The following is a 20,400-nucleotide window of genomic DNA, read 5'->3' on the forward strand; positions in this document are numbered from 1 at the left end:
GCGGGTGTTTCAATAAGGCGATCTGCTAGGGAGGAAGCCGATCGCTATGTATTAACGGGTTGCTTCGCGAGCAACGCGATGAATGTCGGAGCGGTCGATGCCGAGGTCGTGCAGCTCACGGTTGGTCATGCGGCCGAGTTCGCTGACCGTCTGACGATACTTGCGCCAGTTGTTGAAAGAGCGTGTAAGGTTCATTTTAAGTCCCCTTTCCGAGGGTTGCGTCTGCCAGCTGCCGCCCATCGGCGCTGACTTCCAATTCGATGACTCCAATATATGTTGCGCTGCGAAGAACTAACAGAGCCAAGATTTCAGAGCACCTATGCGGTAGCTGCATTTCTCAATGGCTGGATTGGGCTATTTTCGCCGCTCTTGATTAACGGATAGGCAGAATCCCCGATTTTTTGAGGCGTCGGCTTGGTGTCCTGCCAATCGAATCCCACGCAGGCGTGCGGCTCCGTCACCTTTGCCGGGCCGCGCGATCGCGACAGGGCAAACGAAAACGCCCACCGGGGGAGGATCCGGTGGGCGTCGTGTAGGTGACTGACGACTGGGAGGAGGAGTGTCATCAGTCTATCGGAGTGCGCTGGGAGGAGGAGTGCGCGGCTCCGAATCTCGTTACGAAGATAACTTCGCAGGCTTTCCGGCAAACCGGGCCGGGGCACCATCCCCAAGCTTCTGATCGTCTAAATAGTATGACTTATTTGATTTTTGCAGTGCAATATCGACATGGTGGGTATGCCGCTTGTGCATGGCTACTTCGATGCATCCCATTTTCGGTGTCAGGCGTTATCGCGAGATTAAGATAAGGCCCCAAACTCATGTCATGGGGAATTTGTCGCCGCCCGTTTCCTCCGCGGCCAATCAATGTCTATAAGATTGCACGTTGGGGCGCAGCGTTGCGCATATTGCGGAGTGAGGCATGTACCGCGGTCGTCTGGAAAGAGACTTAGCAACGTGGGTCGGCAAGGGGTTGTTGACCGATGAGGCAGCAGATTCGCTGCTCAAGGAATACGACACACGCCCAGCCAGCTTCAGTCTCGGCAATGTGCTGATGATTCTGGCGGCGATACTGCTGGCGGCTGCCATTCTGCTGGTCATTGCATCCAACTGGGAGCAGATCCCGCGTCTGGTGCGCGTCGGCGTGATACTAGCCTTGATCTGGGCTGTGCACCTGGGAGCTGCGGCCATGCTGGCGCGCGGTGCTGTTGCGGCAGCCAGCGGATTGCTTGTTATCGGGACCCTGAGCTTCGGCGGAGCGATCTCGCTTGTTGGGCAGATGTACCATTTGTCGGGGGACGAGCAGACCGTCATGTATCTGTGGTTTGCCATCGCTGCTGTCTCGGCCGTGCTTTTTAGATCGGCCGTCGTTACCGCAGTCGCAGGCTTCCTGTCTTGGGCGAGCTTCGCCGTCTACCTCAACGACTATGACATGCGGTGGATGAGCTTCCATCCGTGGGTGGCGCCGTTGATGACGGTCGTGATCATCGCGCTGGTACGGTACACCGGCGCCGACCGCGCTCGACATCTTGCCTATCTGCTGCTGGTCGGGTGGTTGGCATGGCTCTATACATTCGACTCGGACATCCGGTTCGCGTATGCCTATGCCATCGTCGGCATGCTGGTCTTCGTTCTCGTCGGTCTGCCTATCTCGCCATTGTCTCGACTGGCCAGGACGGCAGGCGCGGCGCCGGCATTTTACGCATTTCTTGTTGCGATCATCGGTCTGTTCTTCCTGCACGTGGAAATCGATCAAGGCGGGCATTTGATTGTCCTCGGGGTGGTCACCCTGGCATCAGCGATCCTGGCCATTGCCTTGCAGGGGCGGGACAACGGCGCCGTCCGTTATCTCGCTTACACGGTGTTTGCGATTGAGCTGCTTTATCTCGGCTCCGTGACGGTTGGATCGGTCCTGGGGACGTCGGGCCTCTTCCTATGCTCCGGGCTTTTCGTCGCCGCGGTTGCATGGGTGGTTATTCGCCTAGAGCGCAGATTTGCGGTGAAGGCCGGGGAGGTCAGCCAATGAGCATCTTTGCAGCCGCCGCTGCCTCCATACGCCGCTATTGGGTCGCAGCTATCGCCGTTGCTGCACTGCAGACGGCAGTACTTGGCTACATCATCGAAAGCCGTGCTGCGATCCTGAGGAACGGAGCGGAGGTGCTGTTGAAAACAGCGCCCGTCGATCCGCGCGATTTCCTCCGCGGCGATTATGTGGTGCTGAACTATGACATTTCCTCAGTGCCCGTTCAGTCGATCGTCGGTGGGGTGCCCGCCGAGCCCGGTGAACGCAGTCTCTGGGTGCGCCTGAAGCCGAGCGATGGCGGTTTCTGGAGTGTTGCCGAATCGTCGTTCCAGCCTTTGCCCGAACAGGCGGGGGCTGTCGTTGTGCATACCAGGCCATTCTATAGCTATGGCTCTTCGACTGGCGACAGCATCCATGTCGAGTATGGCATCGAGCGCTATTATGTGCCGGAGGGCGCGGGCAGGGCGTTGGAGCAGGCCCGGCAGGATGGCGACGTGTCTATCGCCGTGCGCGTTTCGTCCGATGGTACGCCGCAGATTCGCAGCCTGCTCGTCGATGGCAAACCGGCCTACGACGAGCCTCTCTACTGACTTCGCGCCGTATCGTGCGAAAAAGGGCATGTGAACATCGGAAATCCCTGTCATTTGCCCTTCATTTTTCCTTTGCCTCCACCAAATCGGGTGATATAGAGACGCCGCGCTCCGGAAGGCCTCATGTGCAGGCATATGCATGCGGTTTTTGAGAACGCGGGTATGGTGAAATTGGTAGACACGCCAGATTTAGGTTCTGGTGCCGCAAGGCGTGGGAGTTCAAGTCTCTCTACCCGCACCAAAGCTGGCTTGCAGGCGAGGGACCGAAACCGGTGCCCCTCGATTACCCGGCAGCAAGCGCCGTCCCGTTTAAACGGGACGAACAAGAATTGAGAACAGGCCACGCCCGGCAACTTTCCGGCGTCGTGCTCACCGAAACAAACGGCGTCTGGGCACGGCCGCCACGAATTGAAGGTAGGAAGACATGCAGGTTATCGAAACGCTCGCTGAAGGGCTGAAGCGCGAAATCAAGGTCGTAATCCCGGCCAAGGACATGGAAACCAAAATGAACGAGCGTCTGGCCGACGTGAAGGACAAGGTCCGGATCAACGGCTTCCGTCCGGGCAAGGTTCCTGCCGCTCACCTCAAGAAGGTTTACGGCAAGTCCATCATGGCCGACCTCGTTAACGAGATCGTTCGCGAGCAGCCGACCAGCATTCTTGCTGAGCGCGGCGAAAAGTCTGCTACGCAGCCGGAAATCGCGATGACCGAGGACAAGGACGAGGCAGAACTGATCCTCGCCGCTCAGAAGGACTTCGAGTTCACGCTGTCTTACGAAGTTCTGCCGCCGATCGAACTGAAGTCCGTCAAGGGCGTCAAGATCACCCGCGAAGTCGTTGATATCTCCGACGAGGAAGTCAACGAGCAGGTTCTCAAGGTTGCCGAAAGCGCCCGTTCTTACGAAACCAAGAAGGGCAAGGCTGCCGACGGCGACCGCATCACCATGGACTACGTCGGCAAGGTCGACGGCGTTGCCTTCGAAGGCGGCACCGATCAGGGCGCCGAACTCGTTCTCGGTTCTGGCCGTTTCATCCCCGGCTTCGAAGACCAGCTCGTCGGCACCAAGGCTGGCGACGAAAAGACCATCACCGTCACGTTCCCGGCTGACTATCCGGCCAAGAACCTTGCTGGCGCTGAAGCCACGTTCGACGTTACCGTCAAGGACGTTGCTGCTCCTGCAGACGTTGAAATCAACGACGAACTGGCCAAGAAGCTCGGCCTGGAATCGGCTGATCGCCTGAAGGAAATCGTTCGCGGCCAGATCGAGTCGCAGTACGGCTCGCTGACCCGTCAGAAGGTCAAGCGCCAGATCCTCGACCAGCTCGACGAAATGTACAAGTTCGAGACTCCGACGTCGCTCGTCGACGCCGAGTACAACGGCATCTGGAACCAGGTCGCCAACGACCTCGCGCAGTCCGGCAAGACCTTCGAAGACGAAGACACGACGGAAGAGCAGGCTCGCGAAGAGTACAAGAAGCTTGCTGAGCGTCGCGTTCGCCTCGGCCTCGTTCTCTCCGAAATCGGCGAAAAGGCCGGCGTCGAAGTGAGCGAAGACGAAATGCAGCGCGCCATTTACGAGCAGCTGCGTCAGTACCCGGGCCAGGAAAAGCAGATCCTCGAGTTCTTCCGCAGCCAGCCGGGCGCCGCTGCTTCGATCCGCGCACCGATTTTCGAAGAGAAGGTCATCGACCATCTGCTGACCGAAATCGACGTCACCGACAAGAAGGTAACCAAGGAAGAGCTGCTCGCCGACGAAGAAGGCGAAGGCTCGGAAAAGGAAGCCAAGAAGACTGCTCCGAAGAAGAAGGCTGCTGCCAAGGCAGAAGCTGCTGAAGGCGAAGAAGCCGCTCCGAAGAAGAAGGCCGCTCCGAAGAAGAAGGCTTCCGAGGAAGGCGCCGAGTAATCATCGGTACCAACTAGACATGAAACCCCGCCTCGTGCGGGGTTTTTTGTTTTCCGGTTCCTGAAGAGAGGTGTCGTGATCCGGACGTCATACGTCAATGGGAGAGGACGTACGCTGCATAGTTGCAATCTCGATCGATCGCGCTCAGATTGAACGCATGAAGAGGAGGCGCGGGCAATGGCATCAGGTGCGGATCTCAGGCAGGCGGTAGAAGAAATCTTCAAGGCGCGCGTCGATGGCGATATCGACCGATTGATGTCACTGGTGGATGACAATTGCGAATTCCGCGTTGTCGGCAACCAGCACCTGTCGCCGATGACAGATGCGGTCAGGGGCGTCGAGGCCATCCGCACTGCGATGGAACAGCTGGCGGCGAATTGGGATATGGCCGGGATCGAGATCGAATCCATCCATGTCGACGGCAATGTGGCATTCGTTCACCGTCGCGGCCAGATGCGCGCCGGCCCCGTGGCGTTTGATACCGAGATCATGGACAAGCTGACATTCGAGAACGGAAAGGTTCGGGAATGTGTAGAGTTCATCGATACGCTTCAGACCGCTGCCGTGCTTAACCTTGTCCAGCTAAACACTGCTCAGCAATGACAGGGCAGCATCAAGAGCGTGTCACCATCTGGGGACGACGGGTGGCGCCCCTCAAAGCGCGCCACTGGTTTGATGGGCATGGGTCAGTTCCGCCACCTTCTTGATATGCGAAACAGCGGCTAGGCCGCCGGCGGTCTTGGTGAAGAGCTCCAGCGTTTCGTCCTCGTGGTCACCGACCGGTGTCAAAGCCTGGTCCATGTAGCTCTTCGTTTTCTTGTCGCGGGCGATGAAGAAGGCGCTGATCGCCAGCCGCGCGATGGTGCCGCCGAACGAGAGATGTTTGGCGATGGTCTGCGCAACGAAACGCGGCCAGAAGACCAGGGCGCTTTCGCGAGGCAGACCGGGACGTCGTTCGGAAGGGTGCTTCAATCTCAGCAGCCCGCTTTGCAGCGGATGTACGTTTTCCAGCGGAACGGTCGTGGCAAAAGACACGAGGACCTTCACGAGGCTGGCCAGCGGCACGCCGGTCGCAACGGCACGCCGCAACAGCGTCTTCATATGCTCAGGCGAGTAGTAGAGCGACCATGCTTCCTGGTAGATGCTTTCCCATTCCTGCTTGGTCATCTTCGGGTGTGCCGTACACACATGCTCGACATCATAGATGTTGAGGTCTGCGTCCATCTCGACGCCCTTTCTCCAGAGCGTCTGGTGGTCTTCGGAGCCGGGCAGCGGTGTAAGGACGAAGAACTCGATGACATCAAGCGGCAGTTCGTGCTGGATGATGGCGATATCGCGCCGGATCGATTCCGGTGTGTCGGACGGAAAACCAAGAATATAGCCGGCGAGCGTCATGATGCCCTGGGCTTTCCAGGCCAGCAGCATCTTACGATACTCGGTGATCTTGTTCTGGTTCTTCTTGGCGACGGTCAGATTATCGGGATTGACGTTTTCCAACCCGATGAAGACGCGGGTAACGCCGGCGCGTTTCGACTTTTCGATGAAATTGGGGATCTTGTGGCACAGCGTATCGACCTGGATCATCAGGCCGAGCGGAATGCCGTCCTTCTCTCGAAGCTGGATCAACCGGTCGAAGATGGCTTCCCAATCGCGGTTGCGCGCGAAGTTGTCGTCGGTGATGAAGAACTTATGGATGCCTTGCGCCCAGTTCATGCGCACCAGCTTCTCGACATCGTCGGCTGTGCGAAAGCGGGACTTGCGTCCCTGCACGTTGATGATCGTGCAGAAGGAGCATTGATAGGGACAGCCGCGACCGGCATCGAAGCTCGTGCTGAGGCCCAGCGTCTGCGCGACATTGGCCTTCGGCAGAAACGGCACCGCGGCACCTTCGATGCTCGGCAGATCGTTCATGAAATTGTAGAGCGGTTCCAACTCGCCCTTGGCGGCATCCTGAAGGACCTTGTCAAGGCGCCCCTCTGCCTCTCCCGCGAACATGGAGATGCCCATTTCACGGCAGGCTTCCAGGCCGACAGCAGTGCCGTCCAGCATTGCGAGACAGCCCGAGACGTGGAACCCGCCCATCGATACCGGTATGCCGGCGTCGCGGAAGGGGCGGGCGATATCGAGCGCTCGCGGATACTGGTTCGACTGAACGCCGATCAGGCCCACCATGCCGAAATTGTCATTGGCCTTCAGTTGCTTGAGAAGTGCCGCGATATTGACCCGAGTATTGGTCTCATCGACCACGGTAATGTCGATCGTGACATTCGGTCCGAGCACCTTTCTCTCAGCGCAATCCGCGGCAATGCCGTAGAGGGCCGCGAGCGAGTTAGAAGGGATCATTGCCCGCCACCAGCGGATCACATAGCCATCGTCGTCGTAGTGCGACGGCTTGATGAGGATGAGCTGGAATTTCCGTTCAGCATTCTCAGACGAATCGTGCACGGCTACTCGCTGGTAAGAGAGAACCCCAGTCATTGACGCTAACAGACACGGCATAGAATACAAGCCACGCTTTGTCGCGCAGCCCGAACGAAGAAGGCGCACCCGTTCTGGATGCGCCTAAGCCGTTGTTAGGATGTATGTATTCACGAAAGCGGGAGGCGCCGAGGCGATCGCGCCAGGCGCATTACAGCTCGGATTTGATATCGCCCATTCGGTTCCAGGCATCGAGTCCGGCAATTTTGTAGGCCTCTGCCAGCGTCGGATAGTTGAAGGTATTCTCGACGAAATACTCGACCGTGCCCTTCAGATTGAGCACCGCCTGACCGATGTGAACCAGTTCGGTTGCGCCTTCTCCGACGATATGAACGCCGAGCAAGCGGCGCGTCTTCAGCGAGAAGATCAGCTTCAGCAGGCCCGTATCGAGACCCATGATGTGGCCGCGCGAGGTTTCGCGGAAGCGTGCAATGCCGCATTCATATGGAATGCCGCGCTCCTTCATTTCTTCCTCGGTGAGCCCGCAGGTCGAAATTTCCGGCACGGCGTAGATACCGTACGGGAAGTATTTCGGCGGCTCCTTGGCGACTGCGCCGATCGCCACACGCGCTGCGATACGGCCCTGTTCCATGGAGGTCGAAGCGAGGCTCGGGAAGCCTACGACGTCGCCTGCCGCAAAGATGTTCGGCACCGATGTCTGGAAGGTTTCCGGGTTGACCTTGAGACGACCGCGGCTGTCCGCCTCGAGGCCTGCTGCTGCCAGATTGAGCGTATCGGTCGCGCCCATGCGGCCAGCAGCGAAGAGAACCATGTCTGTCACCAGTCGGCGACCATTGTCCAGCTGCAGCTCGACCTTCCCATTGTCGAGCTTCGTCACCTTGTCGGCCTTGGTGCCGAGCAGGATCTTCATGTTGCGGTCGCGCAGCTGATAAGTGAAGTCTTCAACGATCTCTTTGTCGATGAAGTCGAGCATTGTCGACTTTGGATCAACGAGCGTGACGGCGGTGTCGAGCGCGCTGAAGATCGTCGCATATTCGATGCCGATGACGCCGGCGCCGATCACGACCATCGAGCGCGGCAGCTCCTCGATGTCGAGCAGCTCGTCGCTATCAAGCACCGTCTTGTTGTCGAAGGGAATGTAATCGGGCCGGAACGGCTTGGTGCCGACCGCAAGCAGGATGCTTGCGCCCGTGACCTTGACCACTTCTCCATCGTCCTTGACGATTTCGAGTGTCGAGGGATCGACGAAGCTCGCCTTGCCGCGCATGTGCTGGACACGGTTGCGGGCGAACTGGTGTTCCAGAACCTCGACTTCGTGGTCGAGCGTGATCAGGAGGCGACGCCGCAGATCGTCGGCGCTGATCTCATCCTTGACGCGATAGGCCTTGCCGTAAAAGCCACGTTCGCGCCAACCCGATAGATTGAGCGCCGTTTCGCGCAGTGTCTTGGAAGGGATCGTACCCGTGTGAACGGAGACACCACCGACACGCTTGCCCTGTTCGATGACCAGAACCTTCTTGCCGAGTTTGGCAGCCTGAATTGCGCCGCGGCGACCCGCAGGGCCGCTACCTACAACAACGAGATCGAACTGGAACATGAAGTGGTCCTGATTGGGAGGCTAGAATCATTTTGCGACGCAATATGTCGCGTGTCCACGGGTAGCTGGTCAATGTTACAGATTGTTTTACGAGCATTGCTCAGGAATAAGAGACCCAAACTTGGGTTCCGGCTAGTTGTGGCGTTCGATCCGCCGCCCAATGAACTCAGATCAGCCGCAGTCCCTTGAGGCTCGCGTGACCTTCCTTGCCGATGATGATGTGGTCGTGAACGGCGATCCCGAGCGGCTTTGCCGTATCGATGATCATCTTGGTCATGTCGATATCGGCACGCGATGGCGTCGGATCGCCGGACGGGTGATTGTGGACGAGAATGAGCGCGGTGGAGGAGAGCTCCAGCGCGCGCTTCACCACCTCGCGCGGATAGACCGGCGTGTGGTCGACCGTTCCAAGCCCCTGCACCTCGTCGGCAATCAGAGCGTTGCGCTTGTCGAGAAAGAGAATGCGGATGTGTTTCCTCGTTGAAGAAAACACATATATTACAATCGATTACGGGAGACGTCCCCCAAACGTCCCCCGCGCGTCCCTCATTCCGTGTTCTCGGTACGTTTTGCCAGCCGCATCTCTGCAACGCGACTGGTCTGCTTGAGCGTGCCGCGGTTATATCGAGCACTTGTCTGGCGGTTCTTGTGACCCGCCGATTTCATGACGTCGGTCTCAGCCGCGCCGAGATCGTACGCTTCTGTGATGGCGCCTGCACGAGCGTCCATGCTCCAAACGCCCTTGGGTATTCCGGCCTTGTCTGCGACGACGCGCCAACGCTGAGTGAACTTCCTATTCTTGTAGGGCGTGTCGTCGACACGCTCCGCGATAATCATTGGACCGACACGGCGCTCGACAGGGACCATGCCAATTTCTTCTAGGACGGTCGGATGCAGCTTCAGATCGTGCTCCACGGGAAAGCCGGTTTTTGTGTGTGTCTTGCGCAGCACCATATCGTCGTCGATGTCGCTCCACACCAGACCGTTGACCCATCGCTTGTCGCGAAAACGGATACCGCCTTCGGTCTGCTCGGCCACCGGCTCCCATTCGCCAATGACGTCCTTTTGGCGCATTGCCAGCTCGAACTGCAACACAGTCGCCAGCGCAATCGACGGAAAGCCCTCGGCGTGAGCCGTTGTCCGAATGGCTGCAACATGATCAGCCGTCATTACTGACGTGCGGGCCGGCGGCGTCTTGAACCGGATCTTGCCAAGTACCGTGTCGGCGCGAAAGCAATCTTCGATGCCGAGCGTGACGCCGTAACTGACAAGCTGGCGCACGGTATCAATGGCGTGCTTGGCTCGCCAAGGGCGAGGGGACTTACCAGGCACCTTCGGCTCGCCCCAGGACGCATGCCAGCGCTTATAATCTGGACCTAGCACCTTGCCGACATTGCGAGCGCCAACGGTTCGTTCGATGATGACGAGCGACTTGAGGATGTTCTCGCGACTGTTCCACTTGATCGTCTGGAAGGGAGAGTCCTCGTTAGTCTGAAATAGACGAGATAGGCTCTTGAACGAACCATCGTACGATGGGGCGGCGTGTTCGCCACGAGACGCCCAGGCGATCATTTCGGCCTGCTGGATCTGGCAACGCGAGGCGAGCTGCAGGCGGCCTTCCGGTGTCACCGGGTAGTGAAGACGGATCGATGAAGGCCGGTAGCCACGCTTCACGAGATCGGCGCGAGCTTCCCAGTATTCGCGGAACGTCCCGTCTTTGTTGCGCTTTCGCTTCAAACCAGGTGCATCGGTCACTGCCAATTCTCCACACCGTCAACGCCAGACGGCAACTGAGATCCGCCCAAGCCGTGGCGGCGGTCGAGGAAGGCTCGCACCGCCGGCCAATAGCGGCAGCCCGTCAATGGATCGATGCGCGGCAAGCCTTCTCGCTCCCACACGACGGCGAGGGCGGTCCACTGCGTTCGGCTTTTGGCACCGAGCACCCGTTGAGCCACGGCGGCCTCCGAGAGGTAGAGCGGCGAGTTGTCGTTGGCGGCGGCTGGCATCGGTCCTCCTGCTGTTGAAACTGGACGAAGTTCAGGACTGATTTACAAATTGTGCAAGAGCACCGGCCGGCGCGCCTCTGATGTGGGCGAGGGTGGTGACCGCGCCGGCCATAGGTGACTGGGAATAAAAGAGGGTATGCCGAGATTTGGGCATACCCGGCGCGCATTTTTCGCGCCTAAAACTCATCGCGGATCCAGCTGGTGTAGAGCAGCCAGTCGATAACTCCGCGGCTGTCGGTGCAGGTCTTGCAGACCAGGGCGAGATTATCTTTGCTGTCTCGCCCGCCGTCTGCTCTGCGGCGGAGGTGCTCTAGCATCCCCGCGTCGTGCCTCTGACGATCAGGCGGCCAGTAGCTCAGGCGGACGAACTTCCGGCAATACGCGCACCGTCCCTCTTGCAGTACGAACAGGAGCGCGGCGAGTGCCCGTTTTTGTTTCGTCGTGAACCGGCGCAAGGTATTGCCCCCGTACGGTGCGCTGCTGGCGCTCGGCGCATTGGATAGTGATGTCGTAGATCTCGCGCCCCATGGCAGTCAGCTGGCGGCCTGTGATGACCGCGCGATCGCCATGAAAATCGACCAGTTGGCCGATGCGGAATTCGAATGTGGGTCGTCTTCTGCCTACCAGACTACGAGGTAGTGCAATTCTTTCGATGTGGCTCTGTCCTGCTGGCATCTTTGGTCTCCTCGATTGCGTCACCGTTCTAAATTCGGTACAACGTATCAATATCGAAACATTTTCGATACGTCAACACGATTTTGAAGCGGTGTATCAAAAATGAATGCCACGCAGTGCAAAATGGCTCGGGTAGCCCTTAACCTTGGGGTGCGCGATCTCGCCGCTTTGGCCAAAGTAGCGCCAGGAACGATCTCTCGGTTCGAGGGTGGCGAGGAATTGAAAGAGCGTACCGTCGACGACATACGCTCCGCCCTAGAATCTGCCGGTATCGAATTCATCAACACCGACCGCGGCGACGGCGTCGTCAAGCTACGGAGCGCTCAGTGAGAGCCGCAGCCGTCCTGTCGTTTGCTTCTCTACTCTTGCCAACGGCCGCGCTTGCCTTGCAGTGCGCGCCAAAGGACAATTCAGCAAGAATCCTATCCTCACCGTCGCCTAACAACATTCATCCGGATTGGCGGGGCGATGCGTATGTCGGCATGAGCTGGACATTTGAGGCCTATGGAAGCGCCGAAGACGGAACCGGTAGGTATCTTAGAGGAAACCTTATCTCGCCCCGCGGCGGATTGGCGAATACCGACGTGTATATTCTCCGCAAAGAGTGGGACTGCGAATGACCAACAGCCTCCGCGATATGCCGCTCACTTCCGAAGACCTTGCCGTCTGCAACACGGTCCTCGACGACATCTCACGAGAGTTCGGCATTGTCGCTGACACGCAGACCGTAGCGCGGCTCGCGTCCATTATCATCGAGCTCTTCAGACAAGGCGTGCGCGATCCGGAGCAGCTCAAGCTGCTGGCCGCGGCTACGCGGGAAGAGGAAGCGTCGTGAGTAAAATATCCGATTTGATCGCGTCTGCCATTACTGTTCATGACCGCTATCGGGCCGGTCTGATGGAACGCGAGACGGTTCGGGAATGGGTGTCGCGCCTCGGCGCCTATCCTGGACCGCACGGCGAGCGCGTGCGCGAAGCAGCCGATTGGTTTCGAACAAATAAGTCGGAGCCCGTATCCGCCGAAATCTGGCTAGTGGATGTCGAGCGTCTTAAGGCAATCTCCGACGGGTGAGAGCGTGCGGAGAGACTACCTGTCAGAAACGGCAAGTCCAGTTATTCGTCGGTCTGAACCCCGCGCCGCAAGCCGGATTTCGAGAGGTCCGGGGATTGTATTGAAAGTCGGGCGGAGTCGGGTTGGGATGCGTCGTGCAGGCTGCATTCAGCACTGCCATGCCGATCATTAATCCGGCGGCTATCAATGATTAAATTTTGCTCATTGGGGAAGTTTTCATAATAAAAACCGGCCGCAAATGCAGACCGTTTTCAACCCGGTCTATTTAGCCACTTGTTTAACGTGGCTGCAAGCCGACTGGCCAAATCACCACGGGATAAAGCTGCAATACTGCCGTTGCGCGCTTGCGCGAATGTGTCGAATTTGGTCTTCTGGACTTCCTGGCAGCGGGGAATGCGGCATCAGCTTGCAGGCAAACCGCACTCTCCCGCGTCAGGTGGCTCCCCAAGGGCGGGATCAGCGCAAATGCTGATCTCGCCGACAGCCAGAAACACACTGCTATAAGTGCTCCCCTACCGCAACCAACTGTGTTGTGAAAATCGCAACTTTTCCACGACGGGATGCGCGACACGTCGCTAAAACGTCGAGTTCGTGCGCTGTCCGAGATCAGCCTGGGTTCGCGCAAGCTCGTCAGACCGAAAGAGCGTCCATCATCCCCAACGAAATCTTGAGAAGTCCAACTCAGAGATCGACTCTTAGTTGAAATTCTGTTTCGTTTTGATCGGGACATTGGGGACTCATATGAAGCTCAAAATCGCATCAGCGCTGGCAATCGGCGCGCTTCTTGCCGCGTGCCAATACAAGGCGGAGCCACTGCCGGTTGCCACATACAATGTGTACTCATCATACGACGGGAAGCTGCCCGGAAAGTATCTGCTTTACGTCGATGCCAGCAAGCTAAACAAGCCAATTAAGCCCTCAGATTACAACTGTGCGGCTCATACGTTTCCGCTAGATCTCTCGACTAGCTTTGCGAGTTCAGTACGACAGACCTTTGCCAACCTAGTGACTGAACTTGAGGTCGTACAACAGCCCGTAGGTCGTGACGATCTTAAGTCCCGAGGCGCCCGGGGTATGATCATTGTTCGCGGCGAGGAACTGAACGGACGGCTCCGGGTCGTACCGGGGTTCTGGTCAGCGGGAATGGAGACTGAGGTCGCGCTAGCGGCCTCGATCACGGTCGATGGTCTAGGTGGGCGCCTGCTCGGCACGACGGTCTCCGGCAGTGGCAACGGTCAAGCCGATGCGGGTTTGGCATGCGAAGGTGGAGCAAAGTCACTGGTGGAATCCGCGGAGCATGCACTCAAAGAGGCTCTTGGGCGCTTAGGTGAGGCGCTCACAAACTCGGATCGCGTTCGAAAAGGAGCATGAGCGTGGGAGGCGGACAATGAAAACTATGCTCGTTTTGCCAACTCCTTCGAGGATGGGCTAACTCATGGCGAACCAAGTGGGAAAACAAGCTATTCCCGGTCCTCAGCCAGAAGTCAGCGCGATGATTTTTTCTTGCGGTGTACTCGGAGGGGTGATTGCAACTGTATTTGGAGTTGTTGCAGCTGGCACCTCCCAATCCGCGTGGATCAGCGCGGCGGACTCTGCCACCTTGATATCGGGGTTTGGTGGCGCAGCGCTCGGCGGAGGAATCTCATGGCTCCTAGCTCATCAAACCTCGCGGCAGGCAAATGAGAAGGATGAAAGGCGACGGTTAGAAGAGGAGATCGCCACCGCGTCGTCGGCCTGCTTAAAGCTTCTCTCAATTGCCAACGGCCTTTTCACGCTCAGAAACTATATACGAAGAGAGCGTGATCTCCACCCGGAGGCAACTCGGCTGCATGAGGCAATACGCCCGATAACCGGTCTAATCGAGCTCAACTCGCCCTTCTTAACGTCGGATTTTGCGGCATTCTTTCGGGTAGACAAGGGTGAGTTGGCCAACCAAGCCCTGCTATTGGAACCACGCTACAGGGCGACACTTGCGGCAATCAGGACGTACAACGAAGAACATGTGCAGTTCCAGCGGATGCTTATGCCGTTCCGAAGAGGCAAGGATCAGCCCATGCGCATCGAGGCAGATCAAGCAACTTTGGCGGAGATCTTGACTAGGATAGAAATCCTCGATGCATTGATTACGCCAATCGTGGCGCATGTGGAAGCCGACTTCACGGAAGCGAAAGCGCTATGCGAAGCGTGGGACCATGCACTTTACGACCTTTATGGAAAACACTTTCTGCAGATCGCCGATGTGGCTTCGAACGACGCCACTGAATAGCTAAGTCGACCCGCCTGCCGGCCCGGAGTTCCCAAACACTCCGGGCCGGCTAGCCGACTTCAAGCCGCGACCGGATCTATCTTCTTCCCGACCTCATCCGGCCAGGTCACAAGACGACGCTGTTCGTATCCGTGCGACCGGATGATGGTCAGATCCAGATGCCCCCCGACGCAGAAGATTTGTTCCGCAGCCGGATTCGATGGATTTGGCCGCTTTCGCGCACGCATGTATTCGAACATGAATGGGCCAAATTTCTCTAGTGGCGCGACGCCGTCGCCCGGCTGCCAGCCCTGAGCAACCATTTGCTCGTGCGGTGGATGCTCGCCCTGTCCGAAACCAAAGGGCATCTTGTGCAGAGCAAATGGCGCAGGGGCGCCCAACTCGTCGAACGTCGCAAAATAGAGCGTAACCGGACCATATGTTTCGGAGATGGCGCCGATCGCAATCTTGACTGGGCTATCGCTTGCAAAACCCTCGGACGCGATAACACTGAGGGAATTCTCCAAAATGGCCATGGTGCCATCAACAGAGCCGGTCGCCATGGCTGCTTCGAGGATCATGTTGGATAGCGCGTCGATGGCGCGCACGGACCCGCTACCCGTCACGGCCAATGGGACGAACGGCGATGTTTTGACCTTGCAGCCAATCCCAACGACGGTGCCGTCCGGAAGGTACGTGGCAGCGTCGGAAAGTATCTCGACGCGATCTCGATATGGCTTCAAAGTGAATGCGGTCACGGACGGCCCTCCTCTAAGATGAAAATTGTGCCGCTTAGGCTCTCCTGAGCCTTTGTTTGCGCTTCGATCGCGGCGGTTCTCTCCTGAACCTGCTTCACCTCTCGATCGTAGTCGTCGAGCTTGTCGCGCTTTGTTTTGCCAGAGCCGGAAGACGGAACCTTGTATTTCTGGCCATCGAGGTCTACTTGCTGCGGCGTCCAGCCGTCTGGCACTTTCGGACCTTGCATCTCGCGAACGCGGCCCGTTTTCGCGCCTTTCTGTCCTAGAACGCTGTTTTGAATGGCGTCGGCGGTCAGCTTGCCGGCGTTCTCGATCTGGCCTGCAAACGCATCGTTGATGCGGCTTGTGATCAGGTCATTCTGCTTGATGGTAAGGGCGCCGCCGAAATACGATTTGACGGTTTCATCACCCGGCAGCATGTCAACGAGAGCCGCGCCAATCGCGCTGGCGCCACTTTTGTCGCCGAGATATCGGAAGAAATCTTCGGCCGTCGTACGAGCTTGATTGAAGGCCGAGGAGATTTCTCCGATTTGCAGGATGAGTTGATTAAAGTTGATCTGGTCGATTTCCGTCGAAATCTTCCCAATCGCTTTTCCGACCGTTTCAGCCGCAGAGGAATTTTCATTGAATTTTGTCGTCGCGTTGATCAGCGAGTTTCGAAGATTGTTGAAACGCTGCGCAATGGTTTGCGTCGATCCAGCCAGCTTTTCATCGAGGACGTGCGAACCTGCTTCGATCCCGTCGAAGAAAGCCCGGTTCGAAAGCTTTCCAGCCTTAACCAGGGCCGTGAGCTTGGAGACATCGCCACCCGCCTGCTTGATGCCGGATGCGGCCGCCTGAAGCAGCGCCGGCATGCCGTCGACTAGGGAACCCCATTCTTCGGCCTGTATCTTGCTGCCGCCGAGAGCTTGAGCGAGCTGCAGCAGAGCGCCGCTCGACGCCTCAGCGCTTGAACCTGAGATGCGAAGCGCCTTTCCGACATTGTCAGTCAGTCCCACGAGCTGGTCACTGGAAACGCCGAGCTGCTTTTGAACCAAGCTAACGCGACTATACAGCTGCACCAGGCTTTCGATCGGCGCCGAATTCTTCTGTGCGGATGCAAACAACCGATCATAGGTTTTCGCAAGCTCGTCACCCGAAAGGCCCGCAACCTTGAGCGCGTTCGTGATATTCGTGGCCGAGTCCGAAAGCGACTGGAAGCCGCGCGCGCCGCCAAGGATTGCGAAGGCCTTGGCCGCAGTCGAACCGATTGATGAAAATGAGTTGGAAAGGTTCTTGTTCATCGCGACAGCGCGACGCTCGATCGCCGATAACTGCTTGTTGCCGGCGTTGCTGGCGCGGGCCATCGCGCGCTCGTACTTCGTTATATCTGCCGAGAGCTGGACAACCAGCTTTTCGAGATCTTGAGCTGCCATCAGCCGTCACCTCGCAAGAGCGTGCGGAATGGTTCGCCCGTGGGGGCGTCAGCTGTAGTTTTCATCGGTTTTTCCTTAAATTCAGCGTTGTGAAAATCGCACGACGCTAGACAATTTACGCGCGAATCACCTAGCCTGCATGTTGGTTGCCATCGGCTACTTTTGTTTCGGCGATCTTCGGATCGTTACTCGGCACGGGCACGGGGCCGCATTAAGCGGAACTGGAGCGGTGGGCTCGTTCCCGCTGTGAAACGAAGGGGGATAACAACTTGACCAACAGGTTGAAGTCGAAGCTCGTGAAAGTACGGGCGTATGTCCGTCGACGGTTCAATCGCCAGGAGCACGTTCGTGCACATTGGCGGTCGCACCCGGACCAACTTTCATTCAACTTTTAGATCAGGCGCGTGCACCTGATCCGTCGATGGCAGCTACCGAATGTTTCGAGGAGGAGATTGGAATGGTGATACTCAGGTCATCTGCTATCCGGCAGGTTGAATACAATTCAGCGAGCAGCACTTTGAGCATTTGGTTTGTCGAAAGTGGCGGACCTTACGATTATTATGGCGTGCCGCAACGGATCTATGAGGGGCTTATTCGGGCACGTTCGGCGGGAACCTTCTTCAACGATTACATTCGGGACCACTATAAATCGAACCGTTAACGCCGGCGCTTGCCGCGCTTCGGCCGCGGATCACCGAATATTTCGAGCGCCCACGGTGACGGCAGTTCAGGATGGCGTGGCTTTTCCAGGTATGCCTCTCCCATAGTACGCCAGGCCTCTTCGATCACAGCGGTGTCAGGACGCCCGTACTCGTCCATTTCGACGCCCAGCATCTGCAACTCCCACAGCAGATCGTAGCCCGTCGAGAAGACGGCATCCCACGCATCTACATCTCCTTGCCGTCGGATCTGAACTCGCCGTTTTACCGGCATCAGGCGCGCCCTCCGTAGTCTCTCGTTCGTGACATTCGAGGCGCCTCAGGTGTGTCAACGCCGTCGAGGGCGAGCTCTCGCAGTAGCCGAGCGAAGGCAATTCGAGCGTTCTGCATGATGTTCACCTCGGGGCGCTCCTTTGGCTGTCCAAAACGATCGAGGAATGTCTGGCCGTCTCGATCGAGCACTTCGCGTGCGCCCTGCGCCTGGTCCCAGGCTTCGGCAGCCAGTTGCAGCAGTCGAAGGTGATGGTCCTCCAGGTCGAAGTCAGCCATCACCGAACGCCACCATTTTTGCGTCGCCGGCCGCAAATGCGGCGGCGCTTTTTGCGTTTTTGCCATCTTTTTTCACCGTTTTTGGATGGGTTTCCAGATCGAAATGCCTTGCCGCAAAGGGCTTCCAGCTGGGCCAAATATTTTCTCAACCGGGGCATCACGATTGTGCGCGATGGAGCCTCACCGTTCCGCAGAGAGGCGGCCGGCAAAGCCGTGAGTACCCCTCCCACCCACATCACCAACCGATCACGCGTTCGATGCGGTATTCAGGACACCAAGTCTCTGAGCCATCGTCGAGCTCGAGCCGATAGCTTCTGAAGAGCGGATCCGATCGACCGGTCGATACAGACATCGCGACGATCTTGCCGCTGTCACCTCGGCGCGTGCGCACGACGTCGCCAAGCGCATATTTGAATTCGACTTGCATGTGGTTACCTCAGTGGAATACCGCGGCTACGCATTGCAGCCTCAGCTTTACTGGTGGGCTTGGAACGATTGGCGACGACCGCTGCTGACGTGGTCTCGTAAGCTGGCATGCCGACCAGAGATACTTCCCAAAGCGCTGCCTCGGTGATCGTGCGGAGCGGTAGATCTTGGCCGTCATCGCGCCATTCCTCGGCAACGACAGTCATGGCAAAGGAACATCCCTTCACATCTTGTCGGCCGACCGTTCCCAGTGCTTCTTGTCCGGATGGCGTTGTCGGATCTGGCCGCAGCCAGAAGTACAGGCCGATGCGATCATCTCGAAGATCGAGAGTGCCTGCAGATACCCGACCGAGCACTCGACCCTGATCGTGAGCCAAGAGGGCCAACACGTCGGAATGATCCTTGAGCGAACGACTGAAGCAGCCAGGCGCCAACCGTTCCCGGAAGGCTCCTGCAATCACCGTCTCTTCGTTGTAGATAGCAGCATAGCCGCTAATCGCGTTCGTCATTTTCTGGCGGCCTCGATGCGTTTTGCGAGGCGAGCAGACCGGATTTCAAGCGCGATCTGCTCTGGCTTCTTGTCTGTTTGAACTGCCGACTTGCCAGGAAGGGTGACGGAACGCTTGCCGGTCCCGCGCCGCTCTATTGCTCGCTCAATTGACATGGCCGTTGCCCTTTGCTTCCGACACAAATCGGGTGACGCCGTTATCGTTGCCGGCGAAGAAAGAGGTCCGAGCCGTCGGCATATAGCCGATCTGCACTCCTTCGCGCTCGAGAGCATCGAGCACGCTCTCTGCTTCGTCATAGGCAAACTTCGCAGCTTCGAGGGCCGCGACGAACTTCCCGATGCGCTTGGCGTACTCGCCTTTGGCGATCTTACAGGCGGCCAGCGAGGCGGCGCCGAGGCGGTCGTCGCGTCGACGACGAATGATCTCGACAGCCTGCTCCAGATCTGCCGCCCGCTGGCGCAATTCGCGCAGCCGCTTGGGACGCTCAAGCAAAGATAGATCGACGGTCTCGCCGATCAGTTCGGCAACGCCTGGGCGCATGGCAGGGGCGCGGCGCGCTCGAATGTCTGCCTCAAGATCGTCAGCATCACGGGAGATCTGGGCGAGTTCATTGCTGAGAGTGGTGTAGCGCTCAGACAGCGCCCCATATTCGCTGTCGGCGTCGGCGAGACTTGGTACTTCGAATGCTTTAGCCATTGACGGCCTCCCTTATGAACTGTGCGAACGCCGATCCCGGAATGCGCGTGGCAATGCGGGCCTGCGAAGATGGCTGATGATTGGTGAGACTGCCTGCCGTCTGGAAGCGCTGGACGTTGCCGTCCGCCCAGATCAGCGCCAGTTCCGGCCACCCGTGCACGACCTCGATCGTGAGGCCTTCGAGATTGTCACCGTCTAGAGACATGCTGGCGAGAACGGCCAACTGGATCTCCGCATTTCGCGGAATGGTAAGTGGTCCGCCGCTGACGTCTGCGCCGCCAGGTGTGGTGGCAAGCGCTGCGCGGGTCGCGGACGCGACGTTTTCGAGCAACGCTCCCGACGCAGTGGCAACGGCGAGGACGATCGCGTCAGCGCGGTCGAATTCCGGTGCTCGGCCAGGCCCGCCAGCAGGGAGCATTCCGCTCTCGCGAAGTCGTCGGGACACATTGTTGACGCGCGTCAGGCGAACGCCGGTCAGTTCGCTGACAAGGCGGTGAATTTTGGTGGCTTCGGTCATGCCGCCACCCAAGCGAGTTTGTCGCCGGGCTGGGCGTAAAACGTATACTCGGTAGCTGCCGCCACGAACTGCCGCGGGCCTGACGATGCGTTGGGCACCGGGCCGAGCGATACGAAGGAATCGACCGTCGAACGAACCTGAAAGATTGGATCTCCGGCCGTGTCAGAAGATGCCGGCGCAGTGTTGGTGGTGGTGCCTGGTGACGCGAGGGTCTCGCTCCAGATGGTCCGGCCTATGGCTGATAGCGTTGCCCATCTGTTTGTGGACGAGCCTGCGTACCCGCAAGCTACATGCATTCCTGAAAGCGCCATTGGCGTTCCTTCCG

25 protein-coding genes, 1 tRNA gene, 1 pseudogene and 1 riboswitch are annotated in these 20,400 nt (G+C 58.2%); of the genes and pseudogenes, 11 read left to right on the forward strand and 16 right to left on the reverse strand.

Going from position 1 to position 20,400, the window contains the following annotated elements:
• Nucleotides 1-51 precede the first annotated feature (51 nt).
• Nucleotides 52-195, reverse strand: a complete 144-nt coding sequence (locus A6U87_RS26260; RefSeq protein ID WP_065694258.1) for a DUF1127 domain-containing protein — start codon at nucleotides 193-195, stop codon at nucleotides 52-54.
• Between the two features lie 724 nt (nucleotides 196-919).
• On the opposite strand from A6U87_RS26260, the gene A6U87_RS26265 reads away from it, so the two are divergent.
• The 5 genes from A6U87_RS26265 to A6U87_RS26285 all read left to right on the forward strand — a co-directional run bounded on the left by A6U87_RS26265 (nucleotide 920) and on the right by A6U87_RS26285 (nucleotide 5,116).
• Nucleotides 920-2,023 (forward strand): DUF2157 domain-containing protein, encoded by a 1,104-nt coding sequence (locus A6U87_RS26265; protein ID WP_065694259.1) that lies wholly within the window; start codon nucleotides 920-922, stop codon nucleotides 2,021-2,023.
• Nucleotides 2,020-2,610 carry a GDYXXLXY domain-containing protein gene (locus tag A6U87_RS26270; RefSeq protein ID WP_065694260.1) on the forward strand — a complete coding sequence of 197 codons (591 nt, stop codon included), beginning with the start codon at nucleotides 2,020-2,022 and terminating at the stop codon, nucleotides 2,608-2,610. Before A6U87_RS26265 ends, A6U87_RS26270 begins: the two co-directional genes overlap by 4 nt.
• A 156-nt stretch (nucleotides 2,611-2,766) precedes the next feature.
• Nucleotides 2,767-2,851, forward strand: a tRNA-Leu gene (locus A6U87_RS26275).
• 183 nt (nucleotides 2,852-3,034) lie between these two features.
• Nucleotides 3,035-4,513, forward strand: a complete 1,479-nt coding sequence (tig, locus tag A6U87_RS26280; RefSeq protein WP_065694261.1) for a trigger factor — start codon at nucleotides 3,035-3,037, stop codon at nucleotides 4,511-4,513.
• A gap of 177 nt (nucleotides 4,514-4,690) precedes the next feature.
• Nucleotides 4,691-5,116: a nuclear transport factor 2 family protein gene (locus tag A6U87_RS26285; RefSeq protein ID WP_065694262.1), complete on the forward strand. Its 426-nt coding sequence runs from the start codon at nucleotides 4,691-4,693 to the stop codon at nucleotides 5,114-5,116.
• A gap of 51 nt (nucleotides 5,117-5,167) precedes the next feature.
• On the opposite strand, the gene A6U87_RS26290 is transcribed toward A6U87_RS26285, so the two are convergent.
• The 7 genes and pseudogenes from A6U87_RS26290 to A6U87_RS30265 all read right to left on the reverse strand — a co-directional run bounded on the left by A6U87_RS26290 (nucleotide 5,168) and on the right by A6U87_RS30265 (nucleotide 11,230).
• On the reverse strand, nucleotides 5,168-6,958 hold the full coding sequence (locus A6U87_RS26290; protein WP_244499572.1) for a radical SAM protein: 1,791 nt from the start codon (nucleotides 6,956-6,958) through the stop codon (nucleotides 5,168-5,170).
• A gap of 184 nt (nucleotides 6,959-7,142) precedes the next feature.
• Nucleotides 7,143-8,549, reverse strand: a complete 1,407-nt coding sequence (gene sthA, locus A6U87_RS26295) for a Si-specific NAD(P)(+) transhydrogenase (protein WP_065694264.1) — start codon at nucleotides 8,547-8,549, stop codon at nucleotides 7,143-7,145.
• 166 nt (nucleotides 8,550-8,715) lie between these two features.
• Nucleotides 8,716-9,030: pseudogene (gene radC / locus A6U87_RS26300) on the reverse strand (DNA repair protein RadC); the annotation flags it as partial.
• 65 nt (nucleotides 9,031-9,095) lie between these two features.
• Complete coding sequence (locus tag A6U87_RS26305; protein WP_083199686.1) at nucleotides 9,096-10,304, reverse strand: hypothetical protein; 1,209 nt, start codon at nucleotides 10,302-10,304, stop codon at nucleotides 9,096-9,098.
• Nucleotides 10,301-10,555 (reverse strand): hypothetical protein, encoded by a 255-nt coding sequence (locus A6U87_RS26310; RefSeq protein WP_065694266.1) that lies wholly within the window; start codon nucleotides 10,553-10,555, stop codon nucleotides 10,301-10,303. The genes A6U87_RS26305 and A6U87_RS26310 overlap by 4 nt, the downstream gene beginning before the upstream one ends.
• 176 nt (nucleotides 10,556-10,731) lie before the next feature.
• Nucleotides 10,732-11,010: an HNH endonuclease gene (locus tag A6U87_RS26315; RefSeq protein ID WP_065694267.1), complete on the reverse strand. Its 279-nt coding sequence runs from the start codon at nucleotides 11,008-11,010 to the stop codon at nucleotides 10,732-10,734.
• Nucleotides 10,895-11,230: a hypothetical protein gene (locus A6U87_RS30265; protein ID WP_198928771.1), complete on the reverse strand. Its 336-nt coding sequence runs from the start codon at nucleotides 11,228-11,230 to the stop codon at nucleotides 10,895-10,897. Before A6U87_RS30265 ends, A6U87_RS26315 begins: the two co-directional genes overlap by 116 nt.
• A 102-nt stretch (nucleotides 11,231-11,332) precedes the next feature.
• Here A6U87_RS30265 and A6U87_RS26325 point away from each other — a divergent pair, with 102 nt between their 5' ends.
• The 5 genes from A6U87_RS26325 (at nucleotide 11,333) to A6U87_RS26345 (ending at nucleotide 14,567) form a co-directional block, all read left to right on the forward strand.
• Complete coding sequence (locus A6U87_RS26325; protein WP_065694269.1) at nucleotides 11,333-11,560, forward strand: transcriptional regulator; 228 nt, start codon at nucleotides 11,333-11,335, stop codon at nucleotides 11,558-11,560.
• Nucleotides 11,561-11,846: 286 nt separating this feature from the next.
• Nucleotides 11,847-12,065: a hypothetical protein gene (locus A6U87_RS26330; protein ID WP_065694270.1), complete on the forward strand. Its 219-nt coding sequence runs from the start codon at nucleotides 11,847-11,849 to the stop codon at nucleotides 12,063-12,065.
• Nucleotides 12,062-12,301 carry a hypothetical protein gene (locus A6U87_RS26335; protein WP_065694271.1) on the forward strand — a complete coding sequence of 80 codons (240 nt, stop codon included), beginning with the start codon at nucleotides 12,062-12,064 and terminating at the stop codon, nucleotides 12,299-12,301. Before A6U87_RS26330 ends, A6U87_RS26335 begins: the two co-directional genes overlap by 4 nt.
• A 244-nt stretch (nucleotides 12,302-12,545) precedes the next feature.
• Nucleotides 12,546-12,624: riboswitch (SAM riboswitch) on the reverse strand.
• Between the two features lie 418 nt (nucleotides 12,625-13,042).
• Nucleotides 13,043-13,672 carry a hypothetical protein gene (locus tag A6U87_RS26340; protein WP_065694375.1) on the forward strand — a complete coding sequence of 210 codons (630 nt, stop codon included), beginning with the start codon at nucleotides 13,043-13,045 and terminating at the stop codon, nucleotides 13,670-13,672.
• Between the two features lie 64 nt (nucleotides 13,673-13,736).
• On the forward strand, nucleotides 13,737-14,567 hold the full coding sequence (locus A6U87_RS26345; RefSeq protein ID WP_065694272.1) for a hypothetical protein: 831 nt from the start codon (nucleotides 13,737-13,739) through the stop codon (nucleotides 14,565-14,567).
• Nucleotides 14,568-14,626: 59 nt separating this feature from the next.
• Here A6U87_RS26345 and A6U87_RS26350 read toward each other — a convergent pair whose 3' ends face one another.
• Both A6U87_RS26350 and A6U87_RS26355 read right to left on the reverse strand, forming a co-directional pair.
• A complete protein-coding gene (locus A6U87_RS26350; protein ID WP_141684052.1) occupies nucleotides 14,627-15,154 on the reverse strand; it encodes a hypothetical protein in 528 nt (175 codons plus the stop codon).
• Between the two features lie 146 nt (nucleotides 15,155-15,300).
• Entirely contained in the window at nucleotides 15,301-16,719 is a 1,419-nt protein-coding gene (locus A6U87_RS26355; protein WP_065694274.1) for a tape measure protein, read from the reverse strand.
• Nucleotides 16,720-17,176: 457 nt separating this feature from the next.
• On the opposite strand from A6U87_RS26355, the gene A6U87_RS26360 reads away from it, so the two are divergent.
• A complete protein-coding gene (locus A6U87_RS26360; protein WP_065694275.1) occupies nucleotides 17,177-17,380 on the forward strand; it encodes a KTSC domain-containing protein in 204 nt (67 codons plus the stop codon).
• On the opposite strand, the gene A6U87_RS26365 is transcribed toward A6U87_RS26360, so the two are convergent.
• The 6 genes from A6U87_RS26365 to A6U87_RS26390 form a co-directional block, all read right to left on the reverse strand.
• Nucleotides 17,377-17,652: a hypothetical protein gene (locus A6U87_RS26365; protein WP_065694276.1), complete on the reverse strand. Its 276-nt coding sequence runs from the start codon at nucleotides 17,650-17,652 to the stop codon at nucleotides 17,377-17,379. The two genes, A6U87_RS26360 and A6U87_RS26365, sit on opposite strands and share 4 nt — an antisense overlap.
• The gene (locus A6U87_RS26370) at nucleotides 17,652-17,927 is read right to left on the reverse strand and encodes a P27 family phage terminase small subunit (RefSeq protein WP_244499573.1); all 276 of its coding nucleotides are present in this window, start codon (nucleotides 17,925-17,927) and stop codon (nucleotides 17,652-17,654) included. The genes A6U87_RS26365 and A6U87_RS26370 overlap by 1 nt, the downstream gene beginning before the upstream one ends.
• 235 nt (nucleotides 17,928-18,162) lie before the next feature.
• A complete protein-coding gene (locus A6U87_RS26375) occupies nucleotides 18,163-18,354 on the reverse strand; it encodes a hypothetical protein (protein WP_065694278.1) in 192 nt (63 codons plus the stop codon).
• Between the two features lie 4 nt (nucleotides 18,355-18,358).
• The gene (locus A6U87_RS26380) at nucleotides 18,359-18,862 is read right to left on the reverse strand and encodes an HK97 family phage prohead protease (RefSeq protein WP_065694279.1); all 504 of its coding nucleotides are present in this window, start codon (nucleotides 18,860-18,862) and stop codon (nucleotides 18,359-18,361) included.
• Between the two features lie 144 nt (nucleotides 18,863-19,006).
• On the reverse strand, nucleotides 19,007-19,558 hold the full coding sequence (locus tag A6U87_RS26385) for a hypothetical protein (RefSeq protein WP_065694280.1): 552 nt from the start codon (nucleotides 19,556-19,558) through the stop codon (nucleotides 19,007-19,009).
• On the reverse strand, nucleotides 19,551-20,075 hold the full coding sequence (locus A6U87_RS26390; protein WP_141684053.1) for a hypothetical protein: 525 nt from the start codon (nucleotides 20,073-20,075) through the stop codon (nucleotides 19,551-19,553). Before A6U87_RS26390 ends, A6U87_RS26385 begins: the two co-directional genes overlap by 8 nt.
• Nucleotides 20,076-20,400 lie beyond the last annotated feature (325 nt).

It is taken from the genome of Rhizobium sp. AC44/96 (assembly GCF_001692185.1).
Lineage (GTDB): Bacteria > Pseudomonadota > Alphaproteobacteria > Rhizobiales > Rhizobiaceae > Rhizobium.

Excerpts from the sequence above, each read along its gene's own strand:
- A6U87_RS26355 (WP_065694274.1), bottom strand. The coding sequence starts at position 16,719 with ATGGCAGCTCAAGATCTCGAAAAGCTGGTTGTCCAGCTCTCGGCAGAT.
- A6U87_RS26345 (WP_065694272.1), top strand. The coding sequence starts at position 13,737 with ATGGCGAACCAAGTGGGAAAACAAGCTATTCCCGGTCCTCAGCCAGAA.
- A6U87_RS26375 (WP_065694278.1), bottom strand. The coding sequence starts at position 18,354 with ATGCAAGTCGAATTCAAATATGCGCTTGGCGACGTCGTGCGCACGCGC.
- A6U87_RS26270 (WP_065694260.1), top strand. The coding sequence starts at position 2,020 with ATGAGCATCTTTGCAGCCGCCGCTGCCTCCATACGCCGCTATTGGGTC.
- A6U87_RS26285 (WP_065694262.1), top strand. The coding sequence starts at position 4,691 with ATGGCATCAGGTGCGGATCTCAGGCAGGCGGTAGAAGAAATCTTCAAG.
- A6U87_RS26385 (WP_065694280.1), bottom strand. The coding sequence starts at position 19,558 with ATGGCTAAAGCATTCGAAGTACCAAGTCTCGCCGACGCCGACAGCGAA.
- tig (WP_065694261.1), top strand. The coding sequence starts at position 3,035 with ATGCAGGTTATCGAAACGCTCGCTGAAGGGCTGAAGCGCGAAATCAAG.
- A6U87_RS26370 (WP_244499573.1), bottom strand. The coding sequence starts at position 17,927 with ATGGCTGACTTCGACCTGGAGGACCATCACCTTCGACTGCTGCAACTG.
- A6U87_RS26325 (WP_065694269.1), top strand. The coding sequence starts at position 11,333 with ATGAATGCCACGCAGTGCAAAATGGCTCGGGTAGCCCTTAACCTTGGG.
- A6U87_RS26360 (WP_065694275.1), top strand. The coding sequence starts at position 17,177 with ATGGTGATACTCAGGTCATCTGCTATCCGGCAGGTTGAATACAATTCA.
- A6U87_RS26340 (WP_065694375.1), top strand. The coding sequence starts at position 13,043 with ATGAAGCTCAAAATCGCATCAGCGCTGGCAATCGGCGCGCTTCTTGCC.
- A6U87_RS26265 (WP_065694259.1), top strand. The coding sequence starts at position 920 with ATGTACCGCGGTCGTCTGGAAAGAGACTTAGCAACGTGGGTCGGCAAG.
- A6U87_RS26330 (WP_065694270.1), top strand. The coding sequence starts at position 11,847 with ATGACCAACAGCCTCCGCGATATGCCGCTCACTTCCGAAGACCTTGCC.
- A6U87_RS26390 (WP_141684053.1), bottom strand. The coding sequence starts at position 20,075 with ATGACCGAAGCCACCAAAATTCACCGCCTTGTCAGCGAACTGACCGGC.
- sthA (WP_065694264.1), bottom strand. The coding sequence starts at position 8,549 with ATGTTCCAGTTCGATCTCGTTGTTGTAGGTAGCGGCCCTGCGGGTCGC.
- A6U87_RS26365 (WP_065694276.1), bottom strand. The coding sequence starts at position 17,652 with ATGCCGGTAAAACGGCGAGTTCAGATCCGACGGCAAGGAGATGTAGAT.
- A6U87_RS30265 (WP_198928771.1), bottom strand. The coding sequence starts at position 11,230 with ATGCCAGCAGGACAGAGCCACATCGAAAGAATTGCACTACCTCGTAGT.
- A6U87_RS26310 (WP_065694266.1), bottom strand. The coding sequence starts at position 10,555 with ATGCCAGCCGCCGCCAACGACAACTCGCCGCTCTACCTCTCGGAGGCC.
- A6U87_RS26380 (WP_065694279.1), bottom strand. The coding sequence starts at position 18,862 with ATGACGAACGCGATTAGCGGCTATGCTGCTATCTACAACGAAGAGACG.
- A6U87_RS26260 (WP_065694258.1), bottom strand. The coding sequence starts at position 195 with ATGAACCTTACACGCTCTTTCAACAACTGGCGCAAGTATCGTCAGACG.